The 4,152-nt window shown below is 41.0% G+C and carries 6 protein-coding genes; all 6 read right to left on the bottom strand.

All coding sequences use genetic code 11. The features are described 5' to 3' along the window. The coding region (locus HP456_RS20705) for an amino acid kinase family protein (RefSeq protein WP_446680277.1) at positions 1-198 on the bottom strand (198 nt) is incomplete at its 3' end. A gap of 82 nt (positions 199-280) precedes the next feature. After that, complete coding sequence (gene asd / locus HP456_RS20700; RefSeq protein WP_172254640.1) at positions 281-1,330, bottom strand: aspartate-semialdehyde dehydrogenase; 1,050 nt, start codon at positions 1,328-1,330, stop codon at positions 281-283. A gap of 184 nt (positions 1,331-1,514) precedes the next feature. Then, on the bottom strand, positions 1,515-2,108 hold the full coding sequence (locus tag HP456_RS20695; RefSeq protein WP_172254638.1) for a dipicolinate synthase subunit B: 594 nt from the start codon (positions 2,106-2,108) through the stop codon (positions 1,515-1,517). Further along, complete coding sequence (gene dpaA / locus HP456_RS20690; protein ID WP_172254636.1) at positions 2,105-3,007, bottom strand: dipicolinic acid synthetase subunit A; 903 nt, start codon at positions 3,005-3,007, stop codon at positions 2,105-2,107. The genes HP456_RS20695 and dpaA overlap by 4 nt, the downstream gene beginning before the upstream one ends. 293 nt (positions 3,008-3,300) lie before the next feature. Continuing rightward, positions 3,301-3,534, bottom strand: coding sequence for a YlmC/YmxH family sporulation protein (locus HP456_RS20685; protein WP_172254634.1), 234 nt, complete (start codon positions 3,532-3,534; stop codon positions 3,301-3,303). A gap of 119 nt (positions 3,535-3,653) precedes the next feature. Continuing rightward, the coding region (locus tag HP456_RS20680) for a M16 family metallopeptidase (protein WP_172254632.1) at positions 3,654-4,152 on the bottom strand (499 nt) is incomplete at its 5' end.

Raw genomic sequence — 4,152 nt, 5'->3', positions numbered from 1 at the left:
AACAAGCGCATTAGTACCGCCAATCAAAGATAATAAAGAATCTGTGGCATATGGCTCGCCTTTTCTTCCCATCGCAGAGACAACCACTACCACCTTATAGTCTTTTTCGATCGCTTCATTGATATGAGCAAGAGCCTTTAAACGATTTTCTTCATTTCGTACGGATGTTCCACCAAATTTTTGAACGATCACTTTCATGACTACACCTCATTGTCAATGTTCAAGAGGTAAGAGAGGAACGAAATGGTGTATCATAGGTAAGATTATTAGAATTATCCTCTTAATTACTTACTAATCCCAGCTTTACTAAACTTTCAGCAATCTGCACTGAATTCCATGCTGCGCCTTTTAATAAATTGTCGGAGACCACCCACATGTGGAATCCTTTGTCTTCATCTAAATCTTTTCGCACCCTGCCCACAAACACATCCGGTTTTCCTACTGCGTATGCCGGCATTGGATAAACTTGCTCTTCAGGAACATCTTCAAGAGTTATGCCAGGTGCATCTTTCAGCAGGATGTGCAGATCCTTAACTGAGACGGATTCCTTTTCTATTTCAATATATACACTTTCAGAGTGACCTGTTACAACAGGTAATCTAACACATGTTGCCGACACCTTTAAGGATGGCATATGCATTATTTTCTTTGTTTCATTGATCATTTTCATTTCTTCAAATGTGAACCCATTATCTTGGAACAAGTCAATTTGAGGAATGGCATTAAACGCAATTTGATAATGCTTTTTATCCCCTTTCACAGGCAATACAGCAGGCTCGAAAGACTCTCCTTTCAATATCGCCTGTGACTGTTCATGCATTTCATCAATCGCCGCAGCTCCAGCCCCTGAAACTGCCTGGTAAGTAGATACGATCACTTTCGATAAACCAAATTCTTTTCTGATAGGTTCAATGGCGGCTACCATCTGAATGGTTGAGCAGTTAGGGTTGGCAATTATTCCATTGTGAAGCTTGATATCCTCTTCATTTACTTCCGGCACGACCAATGGAACATCCGGATCCATACGATAAGCACTAGTATTATCCACCACAACGGCGCCGCGTTTGACAGCTTCGGGAGCAAGGAGTTTCGATACGCTTCCTCCTGCACTAAACAATGCAATATCCACTCCTTCAAAGCTTTCAGGCTTAGCCTCGTCAACTGTCCACTCTTTCCCTTTAAATGTCAGGGTTGAACCCGCTGAACGGGCGGATGACAATAAAGTCAGCTGTTTTATCGGAAAATCCCTTTTATCTAATGTATTAAGCATCTGTTGTCCTACAGCACCTGTAGCACCTACAACTGCTACATGAAAACCACTTGTATTCAAAACTCTTCTCTCCTTCCAACCATTTATGTTTTTTCATAGTAGTTTTAAAACAATTTAGTCATTTACTATAATAAAGGTTATTTTAACATAAACAATTATTTGACAATAGTGGTTTTTTCGATGAATTTGTTTAAACGCATGAAAAGAAGGCCATCTAACAAACAGATGATAGCCTTCAACACAATTAATCCAAGAACTTTTCTATAATTACCGGCTGCAGTTGTTTTCCTTCTATAGCTGCCTCGATCGTTTCCTGAATCAGGTTCATTCTCGCAACCATTGACTTTGGTTTATTCTGAGGCGCATCCTGCCCGAATGGAATAAAATATATGTCTTTCGTTGATATCAATCTCATGAGATTAAGTCCGTTTAGCCCTAATGCATCGTTTGTTGATATCCCCAATACAACCGGCCGATGATTCCGAAGAGTCGCTTTTGCAGCCATCAACACCGGTGAATCAGTCATTGCGTTAGCAAATTTACTCATTGAATTCCCGGTTAGGGGTGCGATTACCATGCAGTCCAAAGGGATCTTAGGTCCCAATGGTTCTGCTTTTACAATCGAATCAATCACCTTGTGACCCGTTACATTTTCTATTCGCTTAATCCAGTCTTCCCCTTTACCGAACCTTGTTTCTGTATTCATTACTGTAGAAGTCACGATTGGCATGACTTCAGCCCCGTTGTTAACCAGCCTTTCGATTTCAGGGAATACAGCGTCGTAGGTACAGTGTGATCCTGTTAATCCAAATCCGATTCGTTTTCCTTTTACACTCAAGATAAACTCTCCTTTCCAGAATCAAAATCTTCCTCAAGAAGCTGTGCCAATACATTGGCTAATATTTGACCGGCTGTTTTGGGAGCTACGATACCCGGCAACCCTGGTGCCAATAACGCTTTTATCCCTCTTTTTTCAGCAAAACGGAAGTCGGTTCCCCCCGGTTTTGATGCCAGATCAATAATCAGGGTATGCGGGGGCATTTTAGCAATTACATTCGCTTTGATTATGGAAGTAGGAATCGTATTAATGCAGATATCACAGCTCTCCACCTCTTTTGCCAGATGATCAAGATGGAATGCTCCCAGTCCCATTTCCGTGATTCTGGCAAGATGCTCGCTTTTACGTGCACCAACCTTCACTTTTGCTCCTAAATTACTGAATGTCCTGGCGACACTCATCCCAACTCTTCCCAACCCCAATACGACAATCGAAGAGCCGTGAATAGTGAAGTCCGTATGTTGAATAGCCATCATAATTGTTCCTTCCACCGTTGGAATGGAATTATAGATGGCGACATCATCTCTCTCAAATAATTGAACCAGTTTCCGATTTGTTGAATTGACTACATTATCCAAGTATTTATTACTTATTCCTGAATAGATCGTACAGTGCCCTGGCGTTTGCGATACGATGTCTTCAGTCAGACAAATTTTTTCATTAGAAAAGATCGTATCAATTTCTCCTTGTAGATTCGTGCCGGGTACAGGTAAAATGATGGCGTCCATAATGGAGAAGTCCACTTCTACTAACTTTTCCTTTGTTGCCCCTGTAAAGGCATGATCTAATTGTTCAAAACCAACAAGAGAAATCTTCGCATCAAGCTCAGTAAGCTTGCGAATAATCTCCAGTTGACGAGCATCTCCGCCTAGAACTGCGATCTGCATTCCGGTCAACATCACTGCTTTCACCTTCTTTTTACATAATCGCTATTCTAAATCCCTTTTCACTTCAACAGTGTATGTAACAGAAAGCTAATGGGTGAAAAGAAAAGCGGAGGGGCTTTGCTCAGAGGCGTGTGGCATAAGACGAACCGGACATGAAGGCGCTCTTTGCCTTCTTGGATGGCATGGCTTATGTCTCGAGCCTCTAAGCCCCGGAGCTGGACAATAAGAAAAGCATAAAAGAAAATTAGCCAAATAAAAAAAAAACGAGGCAGGACCCCGTTTTGAATTACCTTCAATGAAATTATTTAGTCATTGGAAACTTCCAATATGATCATATCCGTTCCAATCGTTCTGATCTGATGCCAAGGGACCTTGATTTCTCCTCCTTGTTTACGCATCCATTTACCAGTGGGGATTACAAGTGCATGTATCTGTCCGGATCTATCATTAAACTCTAAATCGGTTTGTCCCAGCACTCCCAGCCTTTCAGCTTTTCTGTAATCCACTATTTCTTTTCCACTCAACTCACTTAATCTCACTGAAATCAGTCCTCCTATTTGCCTTGTACTACAATATATGAATGTCCAATAGTTTTAGAAGGATTTCTTTCAGCTCATGCGAATAAAAGCAGGCAGTCGGCTGCTTTTATTCGTAAAGGTCATTTTTTGATATTATTTGGAAGATTTCCATCAGGGCTGATAAGTGAAACAGCGTAGTCATCTGTAAAAATGTCATTGGCGATTCGATTGACCTTTTCCATTGTGACTCCGTCGATCTCATCTACAATCTCATCCAGTGTCCGGTGACGTTTTAATAACAATTCATTTTTCCCATTACGGCTCATACGGCTGTTAGTACTTTCCAGGCTTAGCATCAGATTTCCTTTAAGCTGCTCTTTGCTGTTGGTCAACTCTTTGGAAGTAATACCTTCTGCTTTCAAATCTTGCAGCGTCTGATTGATTGTATCAAATAATTGATCCAATTGATTCGCACCTGTTCCTCCATAAATAGTAACCATTCCACTGTCTTGATAAGCTGAATGATAAGAGAATACGGAATATGCCAATCCTCTTTGCTCCCTTACTTCCTGAAAAAGACGGGATGACATGCTGCCGCCGACAATATTATTCAATACAATCAGGTTGTATATATCGTTG

It is taken from the genome of Bacillus haikouensis (assembly GCF_013179555.1).
Lineage (GTDB): Bacteria > Bacillota > Bacilli > Bacillales > Bacillaceae_B > Rossellomorea > Rossellomorea haikouensis_A.
The sequence above is the reverse complement of the archived record's forward strand: the minus strand, read 5'-3'. Positions and strand labels throughout refer to the sequence as shown.